22 protein-coding genes and 1 pseudogene are annotated in these 25098 nt (G+C 58.1%); 13 read left to right on the top strand and 10 right to left on the bottom strand.

Going from position 1 to position 25098, the window contains the following annotated elements; all coding sequences use genetic code 11:
- Positions 1 to 4 precede the first annotated feature (4 nt).
- On the bottom strand, positions 5 to 1237 hold the full coding sequence (torC, locus tag VRY85_RS03110) for a pentaheme c-type cytochrome TorC (RefSeq protein WP_414597140.1): 1233 nt from the start codon (positions 1235 to 1237) through the stop codon (positions 5 to 7).
- A gap of 61 nt (positions 1238 to 1298) precedes the next feature.
- Positions 1299 to 1535, bottom strand: coding sequence for a periplasmic nitrate reductase, NapE protein (locus tag VRY85_RS03105; RefSeq protein WP_414597139.1), 237 nt, complete (start codon positions 1533 to 1535; stop codon positions 1299 to 1301).
- 448 nt (positions 1536 to 1983) lie between these two features.
- Between VRY85_RS03105 and VRY85_RS03100 the strand changes: the two genes are divergently transcribed.
- The 12 genes from VRY85_RS03100 to rpoH all read left to right on the top strand — a co-directional run bounded on the left by VRY85_RS03100 (position 1984) and on the right by rpoH (position 16456).
- Complete coding sequence (locus tag VRY85_RS03100) at positions 1984 to 3177, top strand: aromatic amino acid transaminase (protein ID WP_414597138.1); 1194 nt, start codon at positions 1984 to 1986, stop codon at positions 3175 to 3177.
- A 132-nt stretch (positions 3178 to 3309) separates the two neighbouring features.
- Positions 3310 to 4503, top strand: coding sequence for a PLP-dependent aminotransferase family protein (locus VRY85_RS03095; RefSeq protein WP_414597137.1), 1194 nt, complete (start codon positions 3310 to 3312; stop codon positions 4501 to 4503).
- Between the two features lie 39 nt (positions 4504 to 4542).
- On the top strand, positions 4543 to 5505 hold the full coding sequence (gene ubiA / locus VRY85_RS03090) for a 4-hydroxybenzoate octaprenyltransferase (protein WP_414597136.1): 963 nt from the start codon (positions 4543 to 4545) through the stop codon (positions 5503 to 5505).
- A gap of 149 nt (positions 5506 to 5654) precedes the next feature.
- Positions 5655 to 7295, top strand: coding sequence for a GMC family oxidoreductase (locus VRY85_RS03085; protein ID WP_414597135.1), 1641 nt, complete (start codon positions 5655 to 5657; stop codon positions 7293 to 7295).
- 47 nt (positions 7296 to 7342) lie between these two features.
- Entirely contained in the window at positions 7343 to 8605 is a 1263-nt protein-coding gene (locus VRY85_RS03080) for a putative Na+/H+ antiporter (RefSeq protein WP_414597134.1), read from the top strand.
- A 91-nt stretch (positions 8606 to 8696) separates the two neighbouring features.
- Positions 8697 to 8954 (top strand): FmdB family zinc ribbon protein, encoded by a 258-nt coding sequence (locus VRY85_RS03075; RefSeq protein ID WP_414597133.1) that lies wholly within the window; start codon positions 8697 to 8699, stop codon positions 8952 to 8954.
- Positions 8955 to 9065: 111 nt separating this feature from the next.
- Positions 9066 to 10856, top strand: a complete 1791-nt coding sequence (aspS, locus tag VRY85_RS03070) for an aspartate--tRNA ligase (protein ID WP_414597132.1) — start codon at positions 9066 to 9068, stop codon at positions 10854 to 10856.
- 14 nt (positions 10857 to 10870) lie between these two features.
- On the top strand, positions 10871 to 11704 hold the full coding sequence (locus VRY85_RS03065; RefSeq protein WP_414597131.1) for an endonuclease/exonuclease/phosphatase family protein: 834 nt from the start codon (positions 10871 to 10873) through the stop codon (positions 11702 to 11704).
- Positions 11705 to 11748: 44 nt separating this feature from the next.
- Positions 11749 to 12978: a cardiolipin synthase ClsB gene (gene clsB, locus VRY85_RS03060; RefSeq protein ID WP_414597130.1), complete on the top strand. Its 1230-nt coding sequence runs from the start codon at positions 11749 to 11751 to the stop codon at positions 12976 to 12978.
- A gap of 93 nt (positions 12979 to 13071) precedes the next feature.
- Positions 13072 to 14178 carry an S-(hydroxymethyl)glutathione dehydrogenase/class III alcohol dehydrogenase gene (locus tag VRY85_RS03055; RefSeq protein ID WP_414597129.1) on the top strand — a complete coding sequence of 369 codons (1107 nt, stop codon included), beginning with the start codon at positions 13072 to 13074 and terminating at the stop codon, positions 14176 to 14178.
- 358 nt (positions 14179 to 14536) lie between these two features.
- Positions 14537 to 15388, top strand: coding sequence for an S-formylglutathione hydrolase (gene fghA / locus VRY85_RS03050; RefSeq protein WP_414597128.1), 852 nt, complete (start codon positions 14537 to 14539; stop codon positions 15386 to 15388).
- A 183-nt stretch (positions 15389 to 15571) separates the two neighbouring features.
- Positions 15572 to 16456: an RNA polymerase sigma factor RpoH gene (gene rpoH / locus VRY85_RS03045; protein WP_414597127.1), complete on the top strand. Its 885-nt coding sequence runs from the start codon at positions 15572 to 15574 to the stop codon at positions 16454 to 16456.
- A gap of 275 nt (positions 16457 to 16731) precedes the next feature.
- On the opposite strand, the gene cyoE is transcribed toward rpoH, so the two are convergent.
- From cyoE to VRY85_RS03025, 4 genes and pseudogenes are all read right to left on the bottom strand, one after another.
- On the bottom strand, positions 16732 to 17622 hold the full coding sequence (gene cyoE, locus VRY85_RS03040) for a heme o synthase (RefSeq protein WP_414597126.1): 891 nt from the start codon (positions 17620 to 17622) through the stop codon (positions 16732 to 16734).
- A gap of 25 nt (positions 17623 to 17647) precedes the next feature.
- A pseudogene (locus VRY85_RS03035) lies at positions 17648 to 18625 on the bottom strand (COX15/CtaA family protein); the annotation flags it as partial.
- 15 nt (positions 18626 to 18640) lie between these two features.
- Positions 18641 to 19303, bottom strand: coding sequence for an SCO family protein (locus VRY85_RS03030; RefSeq protein ID WP_414597125.1), 663 nt, complete (start codon positions 19301 to 19303; stop codon positions 18641 to 18643).
- A complete protein-coding gene (locus VRY85_RS03025; protein ID WP_414597124.1) occupies positions 19300 to 20292 on the bottom strand; it encodes an SURF1 family protein in 993 nt (330 codons plus the stop codon). Before VRY85_RS03025 ends, VRY85_RS03030 begins: the two co-directional genes overlap by 4 nt.
- Positions 20293 to 20443: 151 nt before the next feature.
- On the opposite strand from VRY85_RS03025, the gene VRY85_RS03020 reads away from it, so the two are divergent.
- The gene (locus VRY85_RS03020) at positions 20444 to 20656 is read left to right on the top strand and encodes a twin transmembrane helix small protein (RefSeq protein ID WP_414597123.1); all 213 of its coding nucleotides are present in this window, start codon (positions 20444 to 20446) and stop codon (positions 20654 to 20656) included.
- 4 nt (positions 20657 to 20660) lie between these two features.
- Here the strand turns inward: VRY85_RS03020 and VRY85_RS03015 are convergent, their stop codons facing one another.
- The 4 genes from VRY85_RS03015 to coxB all read right to left on the bottom strand — a co-directional run bounded on the left by VRY85_RS03015 (position 20661) and on the right by coxB (position 24794).
- A complete protein-coding gene (locus tag VRY85_RS03015) occupies positions 20661 to 21536 on the bottom strand; it encodes a cytochrome c oxidase subunit 3 (RefSeq protein WP_414597122.1) in 876 nt (291 codons plus the stop codon).
- A gap of 36 nt (positions 21537 to 21572) precedes the next feature.
- A complete protein-coding gene (locus tag VRY85_RS03010; RefSeq protein ID WP_414597121.1) occupies positions 21573 to 21818 on the bottom strand; it encodes a DUF2970 domain-containing protein in 246 nt (81 codons plus the stop codon).
- Between the two features lie 121 nt (positions 21819 to 21939).
- Positions 21940 to 23544, bottom strand: a complete 1605-nt coding sequence (gene ctaD / locus VRY85_RS03005) for a cytochrome c oxidase subunit I (protein ID WP_414597120.1) — start codon at positions 23542 to 23544, stop codon at positions 21940 to 21942.
- Between the two features lie 89 nt (positions 23545 to 23633).
- A complete protein-coding gene (coxB, locus tag VRY85_RS03000; protein WP_414597119.1) occupies positions 23634 to 24794 on the bottom strand; it encodes a cytochrome c oxidase subunit II in 1161 nt (386 codons plus the stop codon).
- Positions 24795 to 25098 lie beyond the last annotated feature (304 nt).

Below are 25098 nucleotides of genomic sequence, written 5' to 3'. Positions count from 1 at the left end.
TCCTTTACGGCCTGGCGGTTTGCGGGGTGTTTTCGGGCGAGCCGCCACCCAGCGGGTTACTGACGAAATCAGACGAGTGCATTTGCAGGTACTTCAGTACCAGATCGGCAGTGTCGTCGTCCATGTTGGTAAAGCCCACCATGCCGGCGAACAGACCTGTCCATTGGTTGGCATCGTGACCACTTTCCACCGGCTGGCGGTGGCAGGTACTGCAGCTGTTCTGATAGCTGGTGCGCGCGATATTCCAGATTTCCTCGGTGCTTTCAAGCAGAGCACCTTGGCGGATCCAGACCTGAGCGGAAACCTTCTGCCATTCAAGGCCGGTCATGTCGTCTTCGCGGGTTTCGAGGACATCAATATTGTCAGAACGAGCGTAGTCTTTCTCGATGATGGCGCTGGTGATGTTCAGGCCGAAAGTATCGTACCAAACACGACCAAAACCCTTGTTTTTGCGCCACAGGTCGAGCTCAATCAGTTGGGAGTCACCTTCGACTTGCAGCACTTTAACGGGCGTAGCCACTTCAAGACTGCCGATTTCTGTACCCAGCCCTGCATCTGCATAAATGGGCATGGGTGCCACGCTGTAGTACGTGTTGCCAGGGCTCACACTCTGGGTGCGGGCTTCCGTAATCAGGGTATCAAAGGCCGGGTTGCGCAGGCCTTTCATTTCAGGCAACTGGTGGGCGATACCTTTGTGGCAGTCCACACAGCTTGTGTTCAGTTCCGCAGCGCGGCGCATCACCATTTGTGAGGTCACGCGCATCTTGTTGAAGTCCATGCTGTTGTAGTCATGGCAGTTGCGGCATTCTTTGGAGTTGTTCGCCTTGAAGCGTTCCCATTCGCGTTGCGCCAGCACGATGCGGTGCTCATTGAATTTTTCACGCGTGTCGATAGTGCCGACAATTTGCGCCCACACTTCGCGTGAGGCTTGCATTTTGCGGGCCACTTTGTCGGTGAAGTCGTGGGGAACGTGACAGTCCGGGCAGCGAGCACGCACACCGGTGCGGTTCTGCCAGTGAACCGTTTTCTGCAGCTCGGGCAGCAGGTTGTCGCCCATGGTGTGACAGGAAATACAGAACTCTTCTTCGTTCGTGGCTTCCATGCCCACATTGAAGTAGTGCCAGAAGAACGCGCCTGCAATGAAGCTGACGGTTACCAGCACGCCCATGCCGATGCGTGCGGCGGGTTGCGTGAAAAGCCGGTACAGCCACGCAAAAAGTCTTTTAATGGCTTTCATGATGCTCCACCATTCAGGTTTGAAATGCCGTAGTTAAACAGGGGCCGAAATGCGGCGTCGATCAAGTGGGAGGGCCCCAGAAAAGGATCTGCATAAACCAGATGATGAAGCCGTAGGCGCATACGCAAAGCAGCGCAAAAATGGGCAGACCTACGAATGCCAGCAACAGGCAGCGGCGCCATTCAGCCGCCTTTGACAAAGGCGCATCAACGGCTTCTTTCTTGGTGGATGTTTTCGTGGTGTTGTGTGTGGACGTCGTGCCCGTGGGCAGCGTCGAAGCGCCAAGAGGGTCTGCCATGTTTTTCCTTCTATTTTGGTTGTTTGGTGTAAGGTTCTGATTTTGAACGAGATTTTCCAAACAAGGATAGTGGGATACTACCAAACAGGCCAGCGAAGCAGTGCGCGGCGTACGTCGGTCTACTGACGCCCAGTGTTTCTTGCTTCTTTATGGAGCCCTCGAATAGGTTGGTGCGCAGTGTTTCCATCTGAGCGTGTTCGGAGGCCCGTAATTGCGCCAGAAAAACCATGAGGCGTTCAAGGACATCATTATTCCTTACATGTTTTGCTCGTCAATGTCCGAGGAGTGTTTTACTCGGTTATGTTTTCTTGTATATAACGATTGAGAGCTGCCGGGAAAGGATATCGCCGGCCATGCGGGCTGCCTGGGTGGTTGGCGGCCACATCCTTATAATGTGGCACTATCGGCGTCCGGTAATCAGGGCGCGTTTTCTTACGGGCCTTTCATTATGTTCGAGCACCTTCCCCAGTACGCGGGCGACCCCATTTTCGGCTTGAATGATGCGTTCCATCAGAATACGCATCCGCAGAAAATCAATCTCACAATCGGGCTGTACTACGACGACGCAGGTCGCATTCCTGTGCTGTCGTCCGTCTCTGCCGTTGAGCGCCGTCTGGTGGATGACCCGTCGCCTCGGGTTTACCTGCCGATGGAAGGGCTGGCGGCGTATCGTAGCGCGGTGCAGAAGGTGGTGTTCGGGGCGGATAGCCAGGTGGTGGCCCAGGGCAAGGTGGCGACAATTCAAACCCTGGGGGGCACGGGTGCCCTGAAGGTGGGGGCGGATTTCCTCAAAGCGGCTTACCCGGACAGCGAGGTATGGATCAGCGACCCGGCCTGGGACAACCACCATGCCATTTTTGGCGGTGCGGGGTTTCAGACGCGCAGTTACCCCTATTACGACCCGGCCACCAAAGGGCTGGCCTTCGATGCCATGATGAACTGCCTGCGCGGTTTGCCCTCGCGCACCATCGTCTTGTTGCACCCCTGCTGCCACAACCCGACGGGGGTGGATTTATCGCAGGAACAATGGGGTGAAGTCATTGCCGTGATACAAGAGCGCGGCCTGATTCCCTTTTTGGATATCGCCTATCAGGGCATGGCCGATGGCATGGAAGAAGACGCCTATGCAGTGCGCGCCATGGCGCAGGCGGGCCTGACGGTGCTGGTGGCCAATTCTTTCTCCAAAAACCTGTCGGTGTACGGCGAACGTTGCGGCGGCCTGTCGGTGGTGTGTGGCTCGCAAGCCGAAGCTGAACTCGTGTTGGGCCAACTTAAGGCTGTGGTGCGGCGCATTTATTCCAGCGCTCCGTGGCATGGGGGGCATGTGGTGGCCGGTGTGCTGAACGATGCGGCGCTGCACAGCCAGTGGCTGGAAGAAGTGTCGGCCATGCGTGTGCGTATGGCGCAAATGCGCACCCTGGTGCACGAGCAGTTAGCGGCGAAGTTGCCCGGCTACGATGCCGACTACTTTATTCTCCAGCGCGGCATGTTTACCTATAGCGGTTTGTCGCGCGAACAATTGCAGGCCTTGCGTGAACGTCATGGTGTCTACATCATAGATTCCGGCCGCATTGCCGTGCCGGGCTTGAATACGCATAATGTCGGTCACTTCACGGATGCGCTGGCCGACGTGATCGGATAAGGCGCTCGCTGAATCTCGGCGGGCTTTGCTGTAACCTAGGAGGCTTCTGAATCAGTTGAGCGGCATGGCCGCGTTTTGGTTCAGGGGTCTCCCCAAGTCATTCTCTGTTCTTTTTCTGGATATCTCTCGACCATGGATTCCTATTCCCTTCCTTATACTTTTTCACAACGGGCGCAAAAGCTCACCAGCTCCACGATTCGAGAGATTTTGAAGGTCACCGAACGGCCTGAAGTGATTTCCTTCGCAGGCGGTCTGCCTGCGCCAGGCGGTTTCCCCGTCGAGGAAATCAATGCTGCGTTTGACCGCGTGCTGCGGGAAAATGGCAAGAGTGCCCTGCAGTACGGCCCGACAGAAGGCTTTACTCCGCTGCGCCAATGGGTGGCCGACGACTTCAAGCGTCGCGGGGCGGATGTCGCCCTGGATGAGGTGCTGATTGTGTCCGGGTCGCAGCAGGCGCTCGACATGCTGGGCAAGTTGTTCATCGACCCAGGCAGCAAGGTCTTGGTAGAGGCGCCCAGCTATTTGGGCGCCTTGCAGTCGTTCTCGCTGTTTGAGCCGGAATATGCGTCAGTGCCCACGGATAATGGCGGCCTCATCCCTGAAGAAATCACCGATACGTTGGCCGCGGGCGCACGCTTCTTGTATGCGCTGCCCAACTTCCAGAACCCGACCGGGGTGTCGCTCAACCTTGAGCGCCGCCAAGCTTTGGTGGAACGGTGCGCGGCCTTGCAACTGCCCATCGTAGAAGATGACCCCTATGGCGAGCTGCGCTATGCGGGCGAATCTTTACCTGGTTTGTTGACGCTGGGCCGCAAGGTTGGCGCGACGGTGATTCGCCTGGGAACCTTCTCTAAAGTGTTGGCGCCGGGCCTGCGGTTGGGCTATATCGTGGCGCCGCGCCCCATTATTGCCAAACTGGTGCAGATCAAGCAGGCCACCGACCTGCACACCGCTACCGTTTCGCAAATGGCGGTTTATGAAACCATCAAAAGCGGTTTCCTGGACGAACACATGCCCAAGGTGCGCGAACTCTATAAGCGCCAGTGTGGATACATGCTCGACGCCATGGAAGAACACTTCCCCAAGTCGGTGACGTGGACGCGGCCCGAGGGCGGCATGTTTATCTGGGTGACATTGCCCGAACATATGGATGGCAGCCGCCTATTGCAGCGAGCCATTGACCGCAACGTCGCGTTTGTACCGGGTGAGCCCTTCTATGCCAGCCATGCGCGCGCCAACACGCTGCGGCTCAGCTTTGTGACGGTGTCCGAAGAGCGTATCCGTGAAGGCATCGCCATTCTCGGTGAGCTTCTTCGCGAAGGCTGATCACCTACCGTGCGTAAACAGCAAGACATCCAGTAACACATGAATCAGGCGTCATCTCACGAGAACGGCCGTTCTTCGAACGGCCAGCCCCCCATCCCTGACCTGGCGGACATGCGTCCCGACGACTGGGTCGAGCGCTGGCTGCCGCGTGCCTGGGGGCCGTATGCCCGCCTGTGCCGGCTCGACCGGCCGGTGGGTACCTGGCTGACTTTGCTGCCCACAGTGGCGGCGTTGGTGCAGGCCGCCGACGGCCTGCCTACGTTATGGCGTCTGTTCATTTTCTGCCTGGGGGCGTTTTTGATGCGCGGGGTGGGGTGCTGCTTCAATGACATTTTCGACCGTGACTTCGACAGCAAAGTTGAACGCACCCGCTTCAGGCCGCTAACCAGTGGCCAGCTCAGCCTGCGTAACGCGCTGTGGTTCGTGTTCGCGCAGCTGTGCCTGTGTGCGCTGCTGCTGTTTGCCATCAATGAATACAGCCGCTGGCTGGCGCTGGTGGTTGTGCCTATCGTCATTATTTACCCGCTGTGCAAGCGCTTTACCTACTGGCCGCAGGTGGTGTTAGGCATTGCTTTCAATTGGGGCATGCTGATGGCGTGGTCGGACACCCGCGAAGTTGTGCCGCTGGCAGCGGTGGCGATGTGGCTGGGCGCCGTATGCTGGCAAGTGGGTTATGACGCCATGTACGGCTATGTCGATATGCGCGACGATCTCAGGCTGGGCCTGCGCTCTGCTTCCATGCGTTTTGGCGACCAAGGCAAATTGTGGATCGGGGGCTTTTACCTCGCCACGATGGCGCTGTGGGTGTATGCGGGCGTTGGCATGGGTATGGATTGGCCGTATTTTGTGGTCATGGGCGCTATTGCCATTCATTTTGTCTGGCAACTGTCAGTTTTCAGCGTCCATCGTCCCGACCGCAGCTTTATGCTGTTTCGATCCAATATGGCGGTGGGCGCCATGATGGTGATTGCCGCACTGGCGGGCACGGTTCTGCCGTTGTAAGGTAACGAAAAAAACACCAAGCCATAAAAGAAGAAACATAAGCGGCCCCGAGCACGATGGCTGGTGCGAATTAAAACGGGGCGACGGGTGTGCCGGCTGAAAAATAAGCGCGTCATCGTCTACTCGGCACACTGGCAAGGAGGGTCGGAATGAAACGCTCAAATATGCCCGTGGCGGGCGGAGCTGAGTACGATTACATCATCGTGGGCGCGGGTTCCGCGGGCTGCTTGCTTGCCAATCGTTTGTCTGCCGATCCGGATGTGCGCGTACTGTTGCTGGAAGCCGGGGGGCGTGATGATTGGCGCTGGATCCATATCCCCGTGGGCTACCTGTATTGCATTGGCAATCCTCGGACAGACTGGTGCTATTCCACTGAGCCGGACCCGGGCTTGAATGGCCGTAGCCTGGGGTATCCAAGGGGGCGCGTGCTGGGCGGCTGTTCCGCCATCAACGGCATGATCTACATGCGCGGCCAGGCGGCCGATTACGACGCTTGGGCCGAAGCCGGCAATTCCGGCTGGGCGTGGGAAGACGTGTTGCCCCTGTTCAAGCGCATGGAAGACCACTACGCGGGCGGCAGCGAATTCCACGGCGTGGGCGGCGAGTGGCGGGTCGAGCAGCAGCGCCTGTCGTGGGAGATTCTCGATGCTTTCCGCCAGGCGGCTTCACAAGCCGGCATTCCCTCCATCACCGATTTCAACCAGGGCGACAACGAAGGCTGTGCTTATTTTGAAGTGAATCAGCGTCGTGGCGTACGCTGGACGGCAGCCAAAGCCTTCCTGCACCCGGTCTCTCAGCGGCCTAACCTGCATGTGATCACCGGCGCTCATGCGCAGCGCATCCGCTTTCAAGCGCGTCGGGCAGTCGGTGTGCAATACCTCCACGAAGGCAGTCGCTGCTACGCCCGAGCCCATTCAGAAGTGGTGCTGGCCGCAGGCGCTATAGGGTCGCCTCAGTTATTACAGCTATCGGGTGTGGGCCCAGGGCGCTATTTGTCGAGTCTGGAAATCAGCATGGTGCACGACCTCCCCGGTGTGGGGGCTAACCTGCAAGACCACCTGCAATTGCGGCTGGTTTACAAGCTCAGCCATGCGCGCACCCTCAACACCATGGTGGGGTCGGTCTGGGGTAAGGCGTTAATGGGCCTGGATTACCTGCTTCGCAAGCGCGGCCCTCTCAGCATGGCGCCGTCACAGCTTGGGGCCTTTGCGCGTTCTGGGCCGGAATACAACCGCGCCAACCTGGAATATCACGTGCAGCCGCTATCGCTGGAGCGCTTTGGTGAAGAACTCCACAGTTTCCCTGCTATGACTGCATCAGTGTGCAATCTCAGGCCCAGTAGCCGCGGCCACGTGCGTATCCGCAGCCCACATGCGGGTGAAGCGCCGGAAATTCTCTGCAACTATCTCAGCACCTTGGAAGATCGCAAAGTTGCCGCAGACAGCATACGCTTGACTCGCCGCATTATGGGGCAATCGGCCATGGCGCGTTACAAGCCGGAAGAGTACCGGCCTGGTGAACCGGTGCAGGAACAGGCCGATCTGGAATCCGCAGCGGGCGATATTGGCACCACGATTTTTCACCCCGTCGGCACGTGCAAAATGGGCAACGACACTACAGCCGTTGTAGACGCCCGGCTTCGTGTACACGGGCTGCAAGCCTTGCGCGTGGCCGATGCCTCCATCATGCCCACCATTACCTCTGGCAACACCAATTCACCGACACTCATGATTGCGGAAAAGGCCGCCGAAATGATCCTGCAAGACCGAAAATTGGGCAATTGCGGCTGAGCATGCGAAAATCCTGCCACATTTGCAATTCATAGGAATCTCCTCTGATGGCTACCAGCTTTATCGAATATTTGGCGACGGCGCTTTTTGCGCTGGCTGTCATTCACACTTTTTCCGTACCCGTTTTCGCGCGCATGGCCAACAAAGGCGGGCCGCACGCCGGGCTCTGGCACTTGCTGTCGGAAGTCGAGGCCGTGTTCGGGGTGTGGGCTGCTGTGCTGGTCGCCTTCATGGTGGTGTTTGTCGGGGTGGGCGACGCCGTGGCCTATGTGGAGTCGGCCAATTTCACCGAGCCCGCCTTTGTGTTTGCCATTATGGTGGTGGCAGCCAGCCGCCCCATTATTGCAGTGGTGAATATGCTGGTGAAGTTGCTGGCGGGCTTGCTGCCGATGCGCCGCGAACTGTCCATGTACTTCGTGATTCTTGCCTTCGTGCCGCTGGCCGGTTCGTTTATCACGGAGCCCGCTGCAATGACACTCGCCGCCTTGTTGCTGCGTGATGCTTATTTCCGCCGCCATGGGCAAGAAGGCTTTAAATACCTGACGTTGGGTGTGTTGTTTGTCAACATTTCCATTGGTGGTGTGCTGACGGCTTACGCAGCACCCCCGGTGCTGATGGTGGCCAACACTTTTGGCTGGGATAGCGCTTATATGGCCACGCATTTTGGCTGGCGCGCAGCTCTTGCCGTTCTCATCAGTGCGGGCGCGGCGACTATCCTTTGTCGTAACTACCTGCTGGACGGAACCATTGGCGTTGCATCGGCCGAAAAAGACCGTGCCCCCGTTCCCCCTATCGTCATTGCGATACATATCGCCTTTTTGGTGGCTATCGTGCTTTCCGCCCATCACATGCCGATTTTCATGGGCTTGTTGCTGCTGTTCGTGGGCTATGCCTACGCTTACAGGCACCACCAGAACCCGTTGATGATCCGCGAAGGGTTGATGGTGGGCTTCTTCTTGGCAGGCTTGGTGGTACTGGGTGGCCTGCAAAAGTGGTGGCTGCAAGATCTCCTTGGTGGCCTGTCGCCGACCGTCCTCTTCTGGGGTTCTGCCATGCTGACGGCCATCACCGATAATGCTGCGCTCACCTACCTGGGGTCGTTGGTGGAAGGTACGAGCGAAACGTGGCGCTATATGTTGGTGGCGGGCGCGGTTACGGGCGGCGGCTTGACCGTCATCGCCAACGCGCCCAACCCGGCAGGCTTTGCCATTTTGAAGAATACCTTCCCGGATGGCGCAATTTCGCCACTCAAGCTTCTTGCCGCCGCCGCGCCGCCCACGCTGATCGCAGCGGTCTTGTTCCTGCTGTGATCGGGGCCGACGAATAGAAAACCGGTTAAAATCAACAGGTTTTGCCGCGGTGGCGGCGTTTCTCCTGTTTTTTTTATTAGGATGATTTGTCGTGCCTATTTATGCGTATAAGTGCAGCGCCTGCGGTCATGAGCAGGACGTTCTTCAGAAGATGTCTGACCCTGTGCTTACTGTTTGCCCCGAATGTGAACAGGCAACTTACACCAAGCAGGTGACTGCGGCGGGCTTCCAGCTCAAGGGGTCGGGCTGGTATGTCACCGATTTCCGCAACAATGGCTCTTCCGGCAAGCCCGCCGGCGGAGCATCGGAAGGTGGGTCTTCCTGCTCGGGCGACTCAGCGTCCGCCTGAAAGCGGAATTCATAACCGGGTTCACCGCTGCCATGAGGCAGCGAGGCGGTGGGAACGCCGGTCACGGCGTTCCCTTTATAATTCCGTCTTCTTTACATGGAGTCATCCTTGATGCGTACCTGCTACACGGGCGAGGTCAGCAAAGCCCAATTGGGCCAGACAGTCACTTTATACGGCTGGGTCCACCGCCGCCGCGACCATGGCGGAGTCATTTTCATTGATCTGCGCGATCGCGCCGGCTTGGCTCAGATTGTTGTTGATCCCGATAACCAGGAATCGTTTCCCATTGCCGAGCGCATTCGCAATGAGTTCTGCGTGCGGGTGACCGGCTTGGTGCGCGAGCGCCCGGAAGGCACGATCAATCCCGAGCTGGCTTCCGGTGCAGTGGAAGTGCTGTGCCGCGAAATCGAAATTCTCAATGCTTCGGTGACGCCGCCCTTCCAACTGGATGACGACAACCTTTCCGAGACCACGCGGTTGACTCACCGCGTGCTGGACCTGCGTCGCCCGCAGATGCAGCAAAACCTTATGCTGCGCTACCGGGTGGCCATGGAAGTCCGTAAATACCTGGACGAGCAAGGGTTTATCGACATTGAAACGCCCATGCTCACCAAGAGCACACCCGAAGGTGCGCGCGACTACCTCGTGCCCTCTCGTGTGAACGCCGGCGAATTCTTTGCGCTGCCGCAGTCGCCTCAGCTTTTCAAGCAAATGCTGATGGTGTCCGGCTTCGACCGCTACTACCAGATCACCAAGTGCTTCCGCGACGAAGACTTGCGTGCCGACCGCCAGCCTGAATTCACCCAGATCGACTGCGAAACCTCCTTCCTGAACGAAGAGGAAATCCGCGCACTGTTTGAAGGCATGATGCGCCATGTATTCGCCAAAGTGCAGCAGGTCGAACTGCCCGAGCAGTTCCCCACCATGACGTGGGAAGAAGCCATGCGCCGCTTTGGCTCCGACAAGCCCGACCTGCGCGTAAAGCTGGAATTCACCAACGTTGACGACCTCATGAAGGATGTCAGCTTTAAGGTGTTTGCAGCGCCAGCCAACGACCCGGCTTCCCGTGTGGTGGCCTTGCGTGTGCCCGGCGGCGCCAGCCTGACTCGTGGTGAAATCGACGCCTACACGCAGTTTGTGGGCATCTATGGCGCCAAGGGCCTGGCCTATATCAAAGTGAATGATGCCGCCAATCTGCCTGAAGGCCTGCAGTCGCCCATTGTCAAAAACATCCACCTTGACGCCCTCAAGGGCCTGATCGAGCGCACGGGTGCACAAAGCGGCGATCTCATCTTCTTCGGCGCCGACAAAGCCAAAATCGTCAACGACGCCATGGGCGCCTTGCGTGTCAAAATCGGGCATAGCGATTTCGGCAAGGAAAACGGCCTGTTCGAAAGCGGCTGGAAGCCCCTGTGGGTTGTGGACTTCCCCATGTTCGAATACGACGAAGAGGAAGGCCGTTATTTTGCGGCTCACCACCCTTTCACCAGCCCCAAGGACGGCCATGAGGATCTTCTCGAAACCGACCCTGCCAAGGCGTTGGCCAAGGCCTATGATATTGTGCTGAATGGTTGGGAAATCGGCGGCGGTTCGGTGCGTATTCACCGCGCAGAGATTCAGAGCAAGGTGTTCCGTGCGCTGAATATCGACGACGAAGAAGCGCGTCTCAAGTTCGGCTTCCTGCTGGATGCCTTGCAATATGGTGCGCCTCCGCATGGCGGGGTGGCCTTCGGTCTGGATCGACTGGTCACCATGATGGCCGGTGCAGAGTCCATTCGCGATGTGATTGCCTTCCCCAAGACTCAGCGTGCACAATGTCTGTTAACGCATGCGCCGTCGGCTGTTGATGAAAAACAGCTGCGCGAACTTCATATCAGGTTGCGCAACACCGAAGTGAAATAAGGAGCTAGCCCCAGGTGACCGTACTCAGGGTCGTCAGTTACAACATTCATAAGGGCCGTTCAGCGACGGGAACTCGTGAATCGCTGACGGCGCTGCGCCTGGGGTTGTACAACCTGCGGCCCGATTTGCTTTTTCTGCAGGAAGTTCAGGGCCGCAACGAACGGCGCTCCCACCTGGACGGCCAGCATGAATCCTTGGCCGCAGTGCTCAGCATGCAGGCGGCTTATGGCTGCAACGCGGTGCGGGCCCGCACCGACCACGGCAACGCTTTGTTGTCGAGATTCCCCATCCTTCAATACGAAAACCAGGATGTTTCCGACCATCGCATGGAACAGCGTGGCTTGCTGCATGCTGTGGTGGAAATCAACGAAACGCCAGTGCATTGCCTGGTCGTTCATCTGGGTTTGTTTGGTGGCGGCCGCTCGCGCCAGGTAGCGGCTTTGGTCGAGCGTATTAAGCGGCTGGTGCCGGATGACGAGCCTGTGCTGATTGCGGGTGACTTCAACGATTGGAACAACCGTCTCGCACCTTTGTTCGTGCAGCAGCTGGGCCTGTACGAAGTGTTTGCCGTCGCGCCTCAGGCGCCGGACCCGCGTCTGTTACGCCGCTTGCGCGATATGGCGTTCAGGCCGAGGGCATTGTCTCAGACAGTTCATGAGCTGGGTGCCCATGGAGCGGCACGCCTGACTCCGCCGCCTCGCACGTTTCCCGCAGCATTTCCCTGGCTGAGGCTGGACCGCATCTACCAGCGTGGCTTTGCCGTGCGCCATGCCAAGGTGTTGCATGGCATGCCGTGGCGGCAGATCTCCGACCATGCTCCATTGTTTGCCGAACTCGAGCTTCCATAAGGGTTTAGACGATATGGACGTGCCAACCGGTTGGGAGTGTAGCCATGGTAGCGCCACGTCTTAAGCTCAAATGGCGCGGAGGCAATGCCATTCGTTTGTTACAGAATGGGGGCGAATACTTTCCTGCACTGATTGCCGCCATCGACGCCGCGCAGCAGTCCGTGCATCTGGAAACCTACATTTTCAATCTGGATGACACCGGCTATCGCGTGATTGATGCATTACAGCGCGCCGAGCGCCGGGGCGTGAAGGTGAGGGTAGTGCTGGACGGCTTCGGCTGTAACGATACCGTTTTTGATGTTTGCGATTTACTGACTCAAAGCGGGGTGCGCTACAAGGTCTATCGGCCGGAGCCCACCGGTTTGCGTCAGGCCACATTCAACTTGCGACGGTTGCGGCGTATGCACCGCAAGACTTGCGTGGTGGATGGTGAAATAGGCTTTGTCGGCGGCATCAATATTCTGGATGACTACGAAGACGTCCCCAACGATGGCAAAGGGCCGCAGCCGCGTTTTGATTTCGCCGTAGAAATGCGCGGGCCTATTGTTGATGATCTCATCCATGCCCAGCGCGCTTTATGGCTGCGCATGGGTTGGCGTCGCCCGGACGGCGGCATGGGTTTCTACCGGCGTTTCCAGCAGATGGGTGAAAAACTTCTGGCACGGCGCCAGAAGCGCCACCAGAGCACGACCAATGGCATGAGAGCAGCCATGGTGCTGCGCGACAACTTGCGCTTTCGCCAACGAATTGAAGATGTTTACCTGGCTGCGCTGGCGCGTGCCCAAGGCGAAGTGCTGATTGCCAACGCTTATTTCTTTCCCGGCAGGCGCTTGCGCAAGGCCTTACGTAAAGCCGTACAGCGCGGCGTGAAAGTGCGTTTATTGTTGCAAGGGCGTGCGGAATACGCCATGCAGTACCGCGCATGTCGATACATGTATAACGATTTGCTGGCTGATGGCCTGGAAATTCACGAATACATGCCCAGCTATCTGCACGCCAAAGTAGCCGTCATAGACGGCTACGCCATGGTGGGGTCTTCCAACTTGGACCCTTTCAGTCTGCTATTGGCGCGCGAAGCCAATGTCTTCATTGACGATACAGATTTTGCTGGTAGGCTGAAAGAGGCGCTGGAGGCGGAAATGCGTGTTGGTGCGCGCGTTGTCACTGCGGAACATCTTAAGAAACGCAATATCATTCAGCGTTGGCTTGACGCCGTGTCCTACGCAATGCTGCGCTTTGGCGTAGCGCTGACCGGCAAGTCCGCCCAATACTGATCCCATCCATTAAGATGAGGGGGTTCCGGGGAGAACCCCCTCGCATCTTCGTATTCATAGGGAACTGATGCCCCCTGCTTTCAAGGAGAACGCATGAAGACCAGAGCTGCCGTGGCATGGAAGGCCGGCGAACCGCTGACCATCGAAGAGGTTGAGCTGCAAGGCCCTAAGGCGTTTGAAGTGTTGGTGGAAATCAAGGCCACCGGCATCTGCCATACTGACCTGTACACCTTGTCTGGAGCCGACCCCGAAGGCTTGTTCCCGGCGATTCTTGGCCATGAGGGTGCAGGCGTGGTGTTGGAAGTGGGCGCCGGCGTGACCTCGCTCAAGCCAGGCGATCACGTTATTCCCCTGTACACTCCGGAATGCCGCCAGTGCAAGTCCTGCCTGTCGCAGAAGACTAACTTGTGTACCGCAATCCGCGCCACGCAAGGTAAAGGGCTGATGCCCGATGGCACCAGCCGCTTCACGGTAGGCGGTAAACCCGTGCATCATTACATGGGCACTTCCACTTTTGCCAACCACATTGTGGTGCCGGAAATCGCCTTGGCCAAAGTGCGCAGCGATGCCCCGTTCGACAAAATCTGCTACATCGGCTGCGGCGTGACCACCGGCCTGGGTGCAGTGCTGTATACCGCCAATGTGGAAGCCGGCGCCAATGTGGTCGTATTCGGCTTGGGCGGCATCGGCCTGAACGTGATTCAGGGCGCCAAAATGGTGGGTGCCGACAAAATCATCGGGGTGGATATCAACCCCGAACGCGAAGCCATGGCACGTAAATTCGGGATGACGCACTTCGTTAACCCCAAGGAAGTGGAAAATGTGGTGGATCACATCATCCAGCTCACCGATGGCGGTGCCGATTACTCGTTCGAGTGCATCGGCAATACCGAGGTGATGCGTCAGGCGCTGGAATGCTGCCACCGGGGCTGGGGCCAATCCATCATTATTGGCGTGGCCGAAGCAGGCGCTGAAATTTCCACCCGCCCCTTCCAATTGGTAACGGGGCGGGTCTGGAAGGGCTCCGCCTTCGGCGGCGCCCGTGGCCGTACCGACGTGCCGCGCATTGTTGACTGGTACATGGAAGGCAAGATCAACATCGACGATCTCATCACCCACACCCTGCCGCTGGAACGCATCAATGAAGGCTTCGACCTGATGAAGCGCGGGGAATCCATCCGTTCGGTCGTGGTGTATTAAGGAAATACTGATCGCAGCTTCGTCTGCGTGCATCTGCGGGCCGGCGTGAAGGGCGGGCGCAACGCGGTGCGGTGGCTATGGCTGTCGCTGAGGTTAGCGCCTGGCAACCCACCCCAGCCCGCAGGGCGTGCGTATCGCTTGGTGTATTCCGTATTACGCAGGGGAATCTGAAAGGGGCTTTGCGCAGCATGCATCGACAAGCTCGGACGATTTGCGTTGATGCAAATCCTTGCGATCGCTTTGGTTGTCGCTCTGTGTATTCAGTGTTTCCCGGGGCGCCCTGAATGGGCTTCGCACAGCATGTGTTGGTGGGCTCGGGATGTGCTGAGTGAGATATAGATTCAATAAGGAAATTTAAATGACGACGGATACTCTTGAAGTAGTCAGCCGCCATCGCTGCTTTGGCGGCACACAATTTTTTTACAAGCATCATTCTCGTGCCATCGGCCTGCCGATGGGGTTCTCGGTATTTGTGCCGCCTCAGGCCGAACAGGGTCGGGTGCCGGTTTTGTTCTACTTGGCCGGGCTCACCTGCACCGAGGAAACCTTCATGATCAAAGCGGGGGCGCAACGCCGTGCTGCGGAACTGGGGCTGATGCTGGTTACGCCGGATACTAGCCCCCGTGGCGCCGGCGTTCCCGGCGAAGATGACGATTGGGATTTCGGCACCGGCGCAGGTTTTTACCTGGACGCCACTCAGGAACCGTGGTCCAAGCATTACCGCATGGAAAGCTATGTGACCCAGGAGCTATTCGAAATCGCCACCACACAATTGCAGGGCGACGCCGCGCGCGCAGGAATTTTCGGCCATTCCATGGGCGGCCATGGCGCCTTAGTGCTGGCTCAGAGGCACCGCAATCTCTACCGCTCGGTATCCGCATTTGCACCAATCGCCGCGCCGATGCAGTGCCCATGGGGAGAGAAAGCGTTTACAGGCTACTTGGGTGACGACCGTTCTGCATGGGCTCAGTACGACGCCTCAGAATTGATGGCGGCGTCATCCTGCCCCTACCCGGAAGGTATTCTCATCGACCAGGGGCTGGCGGACAACTTCCTCGAAAACCAACTCAACCCCGAGGCATTCGAGGCAGCATGTAAGAAAGCCGGCCAACCCCTCACCCTGCGCCGCCATGAAGGCTACGACCACGGCTACTACTTCATCTCCACCTTCATGGACGACCACCTGGCCTTCCACGCCAAACAACTCTAAACGGGGTCTGTCCCGGTTTTTGCATTTTTTGCGGTAACCTTACAATAACCTTAAACGGGGACAGACCCCGTTTAAGGAACTTGTAAGTCGAGAGAGCGTCTAATTTTCTATTAGCACTCCCGGCTCTAGAGTGCTAACATCAAGAGATCAATAGAATTATTTTCGTGAGGAACAGTCATTACGATGAATTCAAGTGCAAACGCCCTTACGCTGACTCCCCAGAACACTCTGGCAGTCGCTATTTCCAATCCCGGCGCTCTGGGTACGATCGAGGCCTATATCAGCGCCGTCAACCGTATTCCTATGCTGACGCCAGAGGAAGAAGTTTTGCTGGGGCGGCGCTTGCGTGATGAATCCGATCTGGACGCCGCTCGGCAGTTGGTGATGTCCCACTTGCGCTTGGTGGTGTCCATCGCCCGGCAGTATCTGGGTTACGGGCTGCCGCACGCCGATCTTATCCAAGAAGGCAATGTCGGTCTCATGAAAGCAGTTAAGCGCTTTGATGTGGATCGCGGGGTGCGTCTGGTGTCGTTCGCCGTTCACTGGATCAAAGCCGAAATCCACGAATACATCATTCGCAACTGGCGCATGGTGAAGGTGGCGACCACCAAAGCGCAGCGCAAGCTGTTTTTCAACCTGCGCCGCATGCGCCCCGATGGGCAGACGCTGGATACCGAACAAGTGAATGAAATCGCGCGTGAACTTAACGTGCGCCCTGAAGACGTGAGCGAAATGGAAGTCCGCATGTCGGGCAGGGAATTTGCTCTGGAAGCGCCTGCGGATGACGATGAAGCGTTCGCGCCTATTTCTTATTTATCCGACGAAGGGCACGACGAACCCTCTCAGGTGCTGGAGCGTCGTGAGCACGACCATCTGCAAGGCCCGGGCTTGGCCAAGGCGCTTGAAACGCTGGACCCGCGTTCGCGGCGTATCGTGCAGGCACGCTGGTTGCAGGACGATGGTGGCATGACATTAACGGAACTTGCAGGCGAGTACGGTATTTCCGCTGAACGCGTGCGCCAGATCGAAGCTGCTGCGTTCAAAAAGCTGCGGGCTGCGTTGCAGTAAGGCCGGGTCAAGTATCCGCCGTAAATCCTGCGCTTCTTTTAGTACAGAAAGCGGTCTGATACAAATTGTTTCATAAAACCCGGTGTTGGAACTGAACCAAGCTGACAATCAGCTGACTAACTTAAACAGGCATCCCATGCAGCGCACTGCGCGTACTACGGAACTGTCTTCCGCTTCACGATATGCTTCTTCCCCTCCCTTCTGAAGCGGATGTTTTAAAGGCACCTCCCCGGTGCCTTTTTTTTATCTGAATGCCCGCCGGTAGTTGCCGCGCCCTAGATCAACCCTACCCAATGATCCGCCAGCAATGCGCCAAACAACAAGGCGAGGTAAATAATGGAATAACGGAACAAGGCGCGCGAGCGTTCGTCGCTGTAGTGCAGATAAAGCTCCCATGAACGCCAGACAAAATAACCGCTCAGGCCGACGGCGGCCACCAGATACAGCGGCCCGCTCATACGCACGATAAAGGGCATGATGGCGGCGGCGAACAGGGCGATGCTGTAGAGCAGAATGTGCAGCCGTGTGAACTGCGGGCCATGGGTGACAGGCAGCATGGGCAGGCCTGCCAGTTTGTAGTCGTTGTTGCGATACAGCGCCAGCGCCCAGAAGTGGGGAGGCGTCCAGATAAAGATGATGAGCACCAATAGCCAGGCGCCGGCAGGTACGGAATCGGCGATGGCGGCCCAGCCCAGTGCAGGGGGCATTGCACCTGACAGCCCCCCGATCACGATGTTTTGCGGGGTGCGAGGCTTGAGTATCATGGTGTAGATGATGGCATAGCCGACAAAGGTGGCAAAAGTCAGCCACATGGTCAGGGCGTTCACCCAGTGATAGAGAATCAGCATGCCCGCCGCGCCCAGTAGCCCCGAAAACACCAGCACCTGTAAGGGTGTAATGGTGCCTCGTGCCGTGGCTCGGCGAGCAGTACGCAGCATGCGGGCGTCGATTTCACGCTCAATCAGGCAATTGACGGCGAACGCTGCGGCGGCCAATAGCCAGATGCCTAACGTTGCGGCGACGACACGCCCGGCGTCAGGTAGCCCCGGAGTGGCCAGGAACATGCCGATCACGGCACAGAACACGGCCAGTTGCGTGACCCGGGGCTTGGTCAAGACGAGGTACTGCCGCAGCAGGCTTTGAGAATGCAGGCTGAGTGTCGTCATGAGCAACTCCTTTGGAAACGTGATACAGCCGCGCGCACAGCGTGGTGCAGGCCAGCACCAGCCCGGCGGCTCCGCCGTTATGCAATACGGCGATGGCAAGAGGCCATTCAAAGAATATGGTGGTCAGGCCGGTGATCAGTTGGGCAACCAGCAAGGCCAGTATCAGCCGGGCTGGACCGCCCAGGGCAGCCGAATGGCGTAACCGTATGGCCAACGCACCCAACCAGGCGAATACCAACAGTGCGAAATTGCGATGTACCCAATGAATGCCAGTCAGTGCATCTTGGGAAATGACTTCGCCTGAAGGCCGCTCGCCCAGGGCCCGCAGCAGCGAAAACCCGCTGGTTAAATCCATGGGCGGCACCCATTGACCGTGGCAGGTGGGGAAATCCATGCAGGCCAGCGCCGCGTAGTTGGTGCTGACCCAGCCGCCCAGCGCAACTTGAACAAACAGCAGCAGCATGCCGCCCACCGCCCATGGCCGCCAGCGAATCTCTTGTGGGCGCACGGCTGCATGGCGTTTTTCGCGTGCCGCCAGCCAGGTCATCATGGAAAGCAATATCATGCCGCCCAATAAATGTGTGGTGACAATCAGGGGCATAAGCTTCATGGTGACCGTCCAGGCGCCAAAAGCGCCTTGCATGCACACCGCAGCCAGAGTGGCGATGGCCAGCACGGGCGAGTGTCCCAAAGCTGTACGGTACCGCCAGGCCATCCAGGAAATCGCGATGATAAGCATGCCCAGCAAAGCGCCCACATAACGGTGCACCATTTCTATCCAGGCTTTGGTGAAGCTGACCGGCCCATGCGGCATGGCTTCGAATGCCTCGCGAATCTGTCCGGCTGCACCCACCGGGCTGAGTTGCCCGTAACAGCCAGGCCAGTCGGGGCACCCCAAACCTGAGTCAGTCAAACGCACAAACGCCCCGAACATGATGAGGTCCAGAGTCAGAAACCAAGTTAAAAAAACCAGGCGACGGTAGCGTTGTGCGATTTTTGGCATAGGCGGAACCTCAGGTCAGCCGATCCGCGAGCGCTTGAGCAGCTTGATGATGTCATCGCGCACTTCGATCGGGTCGGCGTTGGGCGGGAACTCCATCATCAGGTTGCCCAGCGGGTCGATAATCCACATGTGGTTGCGTAAGGCCTCAATGCCTTGCTGCCCGCTGCGGTCGGCTGTGAGGAAAGAGGCCAGCGCGGCAGGGTCGGCGCGCACCATATGCGTGCCTGTATAAGCGTCGAGCACGGCTTGAGGAACGGCGCCATCGTCGGTCACGAACCAGATGCGCGACAGACGTTCAACATTCTTGCCCTGGCTGGCGTGAGAATTGCGCAGGATGAACAGTTTGCGCACGCACGATTCCGGGCAAGCTGCGTCATCGGCGCTCACCAGCACCCACTGCCCGCGTAAAGATTCCAGGTTGAAGGGCCGGCCTTCCAGAGTGGTCAGTGGCAGCGCCTGCGTGCTGGGCATAGGGCGCTGGGGGTCAAGAATGCGGCCGTAGTTGTTATGGCCGTCGGGTCGCAGCCCCGACTGCGGCACGAAATAAGCCAGAAAAGCGGCCACCACAGGCGCCAGAGACATCAGCACAATGGCGTACAGCGGCCACATGCTGCGTCGGCGTTGGCCGTGGCCGGCCTGTGGCAAGGCGCCGGGGTGGTGAGCTTGATGGGTTGTCATGGTGCTTCCTTGCTGGGTTCTTGGTGCCGGGCGCGACGCAGCATGTTGCGGGCCACAAACAAGATGGCAATCAGGGCAATGGCGCTGAAGCTGAACCATTGCAGGGCATAGCCCCGATTTTGGTCGGAATCCAGCGAAGGCCCCGGCCATTCACGACGTAAGGCACTGGGTGCTTGCGGGCGTTGTGCGTCGGCCTGAACGGCGCCGCTTCCCAATGAGGACGAAGGCGCCGACGATGCAGAAGTCTGAGCCAGCACGACGGGCAGCAGGTTCAGACCTGTGGCGCGGGCGTAGGCCTTGAGGTCGAGATTCTGCACTTGCGGGATGTCGCCGCCAGCTTGCGGCAGCGTGTCGGGGAGGTGGGAGGATTCGCCCCCTGCCCATTCCCATAGTTCAAAAATGCGGGGAACATGGCTGTGAAGTTCGCCGCCCACTTCCACCATGCCGGGCTCTTCAGGAATAGCGGGCGCGATGCCCCCGCCTTGCATGTCACGCGGCAGCCAGCCGCGCAATACCAGCACGGCAGTGTCACCAGCCACAGGGCCGCGCCCGAGGAAATCCAGGTTGCCATCCACATGCCCTATGGCATCTGCTTCGGCGGAGCCTGCGGAAACCGCGTCATGGCGGTTGGAAGGCGGTGCAGGCAGCGCCAGCACCAAGGGCGTAGCCACCCAGTAACCGGGCCGGCCATCCAGATTGCGGTTCTGCAGTAATACCGTGTATTCGGGTGCCCAGCGCCCTTGCGCGATGGCGGGGCGCCAGGGCAGCAGGTCAGTCGCAGCGCTATAAGCAGACAAGGTCAGGGGCGATTGCAGGCGGCCATGTTCAATGACCTGCTGCAGAGCATCGCGCTCCGCAGCCCGCTCCAGCTGCCACAGCCCCAGTGCAAAGCAGACCCCCGCTGTCACACTGAGCAAAACCATAGCCAGCATGCTGCGCAGTGGCCTGTGGTGGGAAGAGGTGGCGTGCGGCTTGCGGGATTCAGACATTATGAAACTTGAGTTGGAAACCTGGAAGGGCGAGAGGATAATCCACACCAAAGAATACGAATACGCAGACCCGCCGGCGCGGCCCCGACCATTCAACATGGGGCTGGGCGCAAACATTGTGGCGAGGGGTTTTGCTCCAACGGAGACTGACATGCGCATTATCGTTTTACTGGCCTTTTTAGGGATTGTGGCGAGCCTGGTGTCGGCAGGGGTTTACCTGATGCAGGATAGAGGCAGCACAAACCGCATGGTGTATGCGCTGACAATCCGTATCGGGCTTTCCATTCTGTTATTCCTCTTTATGTTGCTGGCCTGGCGCTTGGGCTGGATCAACGCGACAGGCATTCCGGTTCCGGTAAGTTGAAGGCTTAAGTCCAGTACACATAGAGGTACAGGCCCAGCCACACGACGTCGACGAAGTGCCAATACCATGCCGCGCCTTCGAAGGCGAAGTGGTGTTCGGCAGTGAAATGGCCTCGGATCATCCGTAACAGGATGACGGTGAGTATGGTAGCGCCCACAATGACGTGAAAGCCGTGGAAGCCGGTCAGGATGTAGAACAACGAGCCATAGATGCCGGAATCGAACCGCAAGTTCAGGTCGGCATAGGCGTGCATATATTCATACGCCTGGCAGGCGACGAAGGTAAAACCCAGGATAACGGTGAGCGCTAACCAGAAAATGGCGCCGCCGCGCCGGTTGGCCCGCAGCGCATGGTGGGAAATCGTTAAGGTAAGGCCGGAGGTCAGCAGCAGGGCGGTATTAATGGTGGGCAACCAGAAAGGCCCGACTGTCTTGAATTCCTCGACCACGCCGCCCGGTCCGAAGTTAGGCCATTCAGCAATAAAGCCGGGCCATAACAGATGCTGGTGTTCAAGGTTGGCCAGCATGGGGGTGGTGATCTCCCGGGCATACCACAGCGCGCCGAAGAAGGCGCTAAAGAACATGACTTCCGAGAAAATGAACCAGGCCATGCTCCAGCGGTAGGCATGGTCCACACGCTGGCTGTTCAGCCCGCGCTCCGACTCGCGGATGGCCTCACCAAACCACAGGAACAACGACACAAACAGGCTGATTACCCCGATGATGAACATCCAGCGGCCGGGGAACATGCTGTTGACCCAGAGCGCAGCGCCAAAGAACATCAGCAGCAGTGACAGGCTGGTGCGGATGGGGTGGGGCGAATTGGAAGGCACGTAGTAGTACGGGGCTTTACCGTCCTTTTCCACATGAGTTGCGTTCATGGTGCGTCTCCTGTCGATGTTCTTCTGATTCGGGTGTCAATGAGTGAAATAGCCGATGAACCAGCGCGCCGCGCCAATAAGAACCAGCACAAAAACCAGGGTGGCCAGCAAACCCGCCAAAATCAGGTGTAGCGGGTTGAGGCGGCTGAAGTCTTCGCTATGGCCTTTGCCCTTGCGTACTCCCAACATGCCCCAGGCGACGGCCCGCATGGTTTGCAAAAAGGAATAATCGCGGGGTTCTGTCTGTTGCGGCTGCTGAGGTTCCTTGCTGTTTTTTGTCATGCGGTTCAACTTCCCGACACAATGCTCCAGATCGTCCAGGCCATGACGCCCAAGGCGAAGGCCAGCAGACATAAAGCGGTATGGCGGTTTTTGCGGCGTTGTTCAGGTGTCAGTGTCATGGCTATTTCACTACCGGAGGCGTTTCAAAAGTATGGAAGGGGGCGGGCGACGGCACCGACCATTCCAGGCCGGTTGCGCCTTCCCATGGCTGGGCCGGTGCGGGTTCGCCGATCTTGCGTGCAGCCTTGATCACCAGCCACAGGAAGATGAGTTGGGAGAACCCGAACCAGAAGGCGCCAATGGTGGCAATCATGTTGAAGTCGGTGAACTGCGCAGCGTAATCGGCATAGCGACGCGGCATGCCCGCCAGCCCCAAGAAATGCATGGGGAAGAACGTGATATTGAAGGAAATCATGCTGGACCAGAAATGCCATTTGCCCAGTTTTTCGTCATACATCACGCCTGTCCATTTGGGCAGCCAGTAATAGGCGCCGGAATACATGCCGAACAGTGAACCGGCCACCATCACATAATGGAAGTGGGCGATCACGTAATAGGTGTCATGCACTTGGATATCAATGGGAGCTACGGCAAGAATCAGGCCGGTGAACCCGCCTATGGTGAACACGAAGATGAAGCCGATGGCAAACAACATAGGGGTTTCAAAGGTGAGTGAACCCCGCCACATGGTGGCCACCCAGTTGAAGACCTTCACCCCGGTGGGAATGGAGATCAGCATGGTGGCGTACATAAAGTAAAGCTGGCTGGTGGTGCCCATGCCTGTGGCGAACATATGGTGAGCCCACACCAGAAAGGAAAGAATGGCGATGGCGGCGGTGGCGTACACCATGGATGCATAGCCAAACAAAGGCTTGCGGGCGAAGGCGGGGACTACTGAGGAAATAATGCCGAAGGCCGGCAGAATCATCACGTAGACCTCGGGGTGGCCGAAGAACCAGAAAATGTGCTGGTAAAGAACCGGGTCGCCGCCGGCGGCTGCGTTAAAGAAGGATGTGCCGAAGTGACGGTCGGTCAGCAACATGGTGACCGCAGCGGCCAATACCGGCATGATGGCCAGCAGCAGGTAGGCGGTAATCAGCCATGTCCAGCAGAACAACGGCATTTTGAAGAGAGTCATGCCCGGCGCCCGCATATTCAGCACCGTCACGATAATGTTGATGGCCCCCATAATCGAGGAGGCCCCCAATATGTGCACCGCGAAAATCGTGAAGTCCATGCCGGGGCCCATCTGCAGCGACAACGGCGCGTACATGGTCCAGCCGGCGGCGCTGGCACCACCGGGCACAAAGAATGATGTGGTGAACAGAATCGCACCGATGGGCAGCAGCCAGAAGCTGAAGTTGTTCATGCGGGCGAACGCCATATCGGAGGCGCCGATTTGCAGCGGAATCATCCAGTTAGCAAAGCCCACAAAGGCCGGCATGATGGCCCCGAAAATCATGATCAGCCCATGCATGGTGGTGAACTGGTTGAACAGCTCAGGCCGGAAGAATTGCAGCCCGGGCGCAAACAGTTCGGTGCGCAGCAGCAGGGCAAGAACCCCGCCTTCCAGCAGCATGGCGAACGAAAACACAAGGTACATCGTGCCGATGTCTTTGTGATTGGTGGCAAATACCCAGCGCCGCCAGCCTTTCTCCGGGCCGTGGTGGGCGTGCTCGTGATCGTGAGCGGTGGGTGGAACTTGACCGGCGGTAACACTGCTCATGCTTGGCTCCTTCCTGCTGGCCCGCGCCCTTCTGGCGCAGAGCCGTATTCGGGTGATCGTGCGTAATCGTTGCGGCGCTTGAACGGCGCCTAGCGTTGTGCTGTGACATCGGCGGGCTGGACAATGGGGTCGGGCCCCTTGCCTTGATGCCCCCAGGCGTGACGCGTGTAGGTAATGACGGATGCGATTTCGACATCGTTCAGCAGATCACGGAAGGGCGCCATGGCGGTGCCTGGCCGGCCGTTCAATACGATGTCGATCTGGTTTTGCATGGGGGCCAGCACCGTGGCCTCTGCGCCGACCAGCGGGGGGAAAGTGGGCGGCATGCCCTGACCATTGGCCTGATGGCAAGCAATGCAGGTGGCCGCGTAGACCTTCTCGCCTCGGGTCATGAGTTCGTCGAGCTCGTAGGTTTTCGTGGGGTCGTCGGCAGCGGCCTGGCGAGCTTGCATTTGTTCGGCTGCCCATCGCTCGTAATCGGCCTGTTCCATGACTTCCACCACAATGGGCATGAAAGCGTGATCTTTCCCACAGAGCTCAGCGCACTGGCCGCGGTAAATGCCGGGCTCCTTCGCGCGGAACCAGGTGTCGCGCAGCACGCCGGGCATGGCGTCTTGTTTGACGCCGAAGTCGGGCACCATCCAGGAATGGATGACGTCGTTGGCCGTGAGCACGACACGCACTTTCTTATCGACCGGTACCACCAAGTGGTTGTCGGTTTCCATCAGGTAGGTGTCGGATTTTTCAGCGCGCCCTTCGATTTGATCGCGGGGAGTGGAAAGCCGGGCCAGGAACTTCAGCCCTTCAGCAGGGCCGTTGAGGTATTCATACCCCCACATCCACTGGTAGCCGGTGGCCATGACAGTGAGGTCGGCGCTGGTGGTGTCTTTCATGGCCACAACTGCTCGGGTGGCCGGAATCGCCATGGCGATGATGATGAGAAATGGGATGACAGTCCAGGCGACTTCTACGCCTACGTTTTCGTGGAACTTTGCTGCAACGGCTCCCCTGGATTTCCGATGCATCACCACCGAATACAGCATGACGCCGAATACGCCGATGAAAATCACCACACAGATCACCAGCAGCAACCAGTGGAGATCCATGATGTCGCTGGAAACCTGCGTAACCCCTCGGGTCAGGTTGAGCTGGTTGACCTGAGGGCCTCCCGGCATGTCTCCTACTTGAGCGAATACGGTGCTTGAAAATAACAGCGCACCGAAACCGACTACCCCCTTTTCCTTCATCATACGGACCCCTAGTTGCAACGTGCTGTGTCAAAATATTGATTTTTGTCAAACAACTGAGCCAAAAAACTTGGCCGTGCACTGGATTCTCGGAGGACAGGCTTTAGAATGGTGTAGCTGTGGGTTATTGCCTGTTCTTTGTTTATGTTTTTTGCGGATTATAGCCGTAATGCCGCGTATTCATACCCATGACGCTGCCGCGAGCAGGGCTTTTAGGGAATACCACACCTTTTTTACCCTCTGCGGGCGCCCCTGCGGCACTCATTCAAAACTTACTTCTCTCCTCTCCGCCTAGCAGGGCGGGGCC

Origin of the sequence: Achromobacter sp. F4_2707 (assembly GCF_047501535.1) — a bacterium.
GTDB lineage: Bacteria > Pseudomonadota > Gammaproteobacteria > Burkholderiales > Burkholderiaceae_B > Yanghanlia.
This window is presented reverse-complemented; position numbering and strand designations above follow the sequence as displayed.

Bases quoted from the DNA above. Each gene is read 5' to 3' on its own strand.
- torC (WP_414597140.1), bottom strand. From the start codon at position 1,237: ATGAAAGCCATTAAAAGACTTTTTGCGTGGCTGTACCGGCTTTTCACG.
- VRY85_RS03105 (WP_414597139.1), bottom strand. From the start codon at position 1,535: ATGGCAGACCCTCTTGGCGCTTCGACGCTGCCCACGGGCACGACGTCC.
- VRY85_RS03100 (WP_414597138.1), top strand. From the start codon at position 1,984: ATGTTCGAGCACCTTCCCCAGTACGCGGGCGACCCCATTTTCGGCTTG.
- VRY85_RS03095 (WP_414597137.1), top strand. From the start codon at position 3,310: ATGGATTCCTATTCCCTTCCTTATACTTTTTCACAACGGGCGCAAAAG.
- ubiA (WP_414597136.1), top strand. From the start codon at position 4,543: ATGAATCAGGCGTCATCTCACGAGAACGGCCGTTCTTCGAACGGCCAG.
- VRY85_RS03085 (WP_414597135.1), top strand. From the start codon at position 5,655: ATGAAACGCTCAAATATGCCCGTGGCGGGCGGAGCTGAGTACGATTAC.
- VRY85_RS03080 (WP_414597134.1), top strand. From the start codon at position 7,343: ATGGCTACCAGCTTTATCGAATATTTGGCGACGGCGCTTTTTGCGCTG.
- aspS (WP_414597132.1), top strand. From the start codon at position 9,066: ATGCGTACCTGCTACACGGGCGAGGTCAGCAAAGCCCAATTGGGCCAG.
- clsB (WP_414597130.1), top strand. From the start codon at position 11,749: ATGGTAGCGCCACGTCTTAAGCTCAAATGGCGCGGAGGCAATGCCATT.
- VRY85_RS03055 (WP_414597129.1), top strand. From the start codon at position 13,072: ATGAAGACCAGAGCTGCCGTGGCATGGAAGGCCGGCGAACCGCTGACC.
- fghA (WP_414597128.1), top strand. From the start codon at position 14,537: ATGACGACGGATACTCTTGAAGTAGTCAGCCGCCATCGCTGCTTTGGC.
- rpoH (WP_414597127.1), top strand. From the start codon at position 15,572: ATGAATTCAAGTGCAAACGCCCTTACGCTGACTCCCCAGAACACTCTG.
- cyoE (WP_414597126.1), bottom strand. From the start codon at position 17,622: ATGACGACACTCAGCCTGCATTCTCAAAGCCTGCTGCGGCAGTACCTC.
- VRY85_RS03030 (WP_414597125.1), bottom strand. From the start codon at position 19,303: ATGACAACCCATCAAGCTCACCACCCCGGCGCCTTGCCACAGGCCGGC.
- VRY85_RS03025 (WP_414597124.1), bottom strand. From the start codon at position 20,292: ATGTCTGAATCCCGCAAGCCGCACGCCACCTCTTCCCACCACAGGCCA.
- VRY85_RS03020 (WP_414597123.1), top strand. From the start codon at position 20,444: ATGCGCATTATCGTTTTACTGGCCTTTTTAGGGATTGTGGCGAGCCTG.
- VRY85_RS03015 (WP_414597122.1), bottom strand. From the start codon at position 21,536: ATGAACGCAACTCATGTGGAAAAGGACGGTAAAGCCCCGTACTACTAC.
- VRY85_RS03010 (WP_414597121.1), bottom strand. From the start codon at position 21,818: ATGACAAAAAACAGCAAGGAACCTCAGCAGCCGCAACAGACAGAACCC.
- ctaD (WP_414597120.1), bottom strand. From the start codon at position 23,544: ATGAGCAGTGTTACCGCCGGTCAAGTTCCACCCACCGCTCACGATCAC.
- coxB (WP_414597119.1), bottom strand. From the start codon at position 24,794: ATGATGAAGGAAAAGGGGGTAGTCGGTTTCGGTGCGCTGTTATTTTCA.